This window comes from Dietzia cercidiphylli, from assembly GCF_014145145.1.
GTDB classification, from domain to species: domain Bacteria; phylum Actinomycetota; class Actinomycetes; order Mycobacteriales; family Mycobacteriaceae; genus Dietzia; species Dietzia natronolimnaea.
In genome coordinates, this window is the sequence record NZ_JAALEA010000383.1 from 1 (window position 1) to 1,329 (window position 1,329).

Consider the following 1,329-nt stretch of genomic DNA (forward strand, 5'->3'; position numbering starts at 1 on the left):
TGAAGTTCCGGGCGGTGCCGCGGAACTGCAGGTTGCCCGCCGTGTCCGCCCGATGGGCGTGGACGAGCGCGAAATCCGTGACGATCGCGCGCTCCAGGACGTACGGGGTCCCGTCGAACTCTCGGACCTCCTTGGGCTCGGAGGCCACGGCGACTCCCCCGTCGCCGTCATAGCGCAGCGGCAGTCCGCCCTCGGCGACCACCGTCCCGACGCCCGCCGGCGTGTAGAAGGCCGGGATGCCCGCCCCACCGGATCGCATCCGCTCGGCGAGCGTGCCCTGCGGCGTCAGCTCCACCTCGAGCTCCCCGCTCAGGTACTGCCTGGCGAACTCCTTGTTGGCCCCCACGTAGGAGGCCGTGGTGCGGGTGATGCGGCGGGCCTCCAGGAGAGTGCCGAGGCCGAAGCCGTCCGTGCCGCAGTTGTTGCTCACGGTCTGCAGATCGGTGGCGCCCTGTTCCAGGAGTGCGTCGATCAGGACGGCGGGGATGCCGACCAGACCGAAACCCCCCACGGCGAGGGAGGCGCCGTCCGGGATGTCCGCGACCGCGGCGGCGGCCGACGAGAAGATCTTGTTGGTCATGTCACACATCGTAGGACCTGTTCGCCTGTTGCACAACTGTTCGCGCTACGTACACTTTCGGCGTATCGTGGTTCACGTCACCCGCGCCAGAACTGACCCGCCGCTCCCCAGGAAAGGACCCATCCCATGCCCGCCACCCTGTCTCACCAGGTCAGCGGCCCGCCCTCAGCGGATGCCCCTGCCGTAGTACTGCTCGGATCCCTCGGTTCGGACCGGTCGATGTGGGACGCCCAGGTGCGCGATCTGGCCCGCGACCACATGGTGATCGCCGTCGACCACCGAGGGCACGGGAACTCAGACGTCATTCCGGGGCCGTGCACGATCGCCGACCTCTCCGGCGACGTCCTCGCCCTGCTCGACACCCTCGGCGTGGGTCACGTCCACGTGGTCGGGCTCTCCCTGGGCGGCGCCGTGGCCCAGTGGCTCGCGGTCCACGAGCCCACCAGGGTCCGGTCCGCTGCCCTGCTGTGCACGGCTGCGAGGTTCGGCGAGCCCTCCGGATGGGCGGACCGCGCGGCCGCGGTCCGCGAGGGTGGCACCGCGGCCGTCGCCGACGCGGTGGTGGCGCGGTGGATCACCCCCGGACGCGCCGAGGAGGATCCCTCCCTGGTGGCCGGTCTCCGAAGGATGATCCTGGCGACCAGCGCCGAGGGGTACGCCGCCGCGTGCGATGCCCTGTCGGTCTGGGACGGCCGCGCCGACCTCGGCCGGATCACCTGCCCCACCCTCGTGGTGGCCGGCGACGAGGA

2 protein-coding genes are annotated in these 1,329 nt (G+C 71.3%); one reads left to right on the forward strand and one right to left on the reverse strand.

All coding sequences use genetic code 11. The features are described from left to right. Window positions 1-580, reverse strand: a 580-nt coding sequence (locus tag G6028_RS13560; RefSeq protein WP_182659183.1) for a CoA transferase subunit A, incomplete at its 3' end; no start/stop codon positions are given. Window positions 581-706: 126 nt separating this feature from the next. Here G6028_RS13560 and G6028_RS13565 point away from each other — a divergent pair. Then, window positions 707-1,329: alpha/beta fold hydrolase (locus tag G6028_RS13565; RefSeq protein ID WP_182659184.1), on the forward strand; the 623-nt coding region annotated here is incomplete at its 3' end.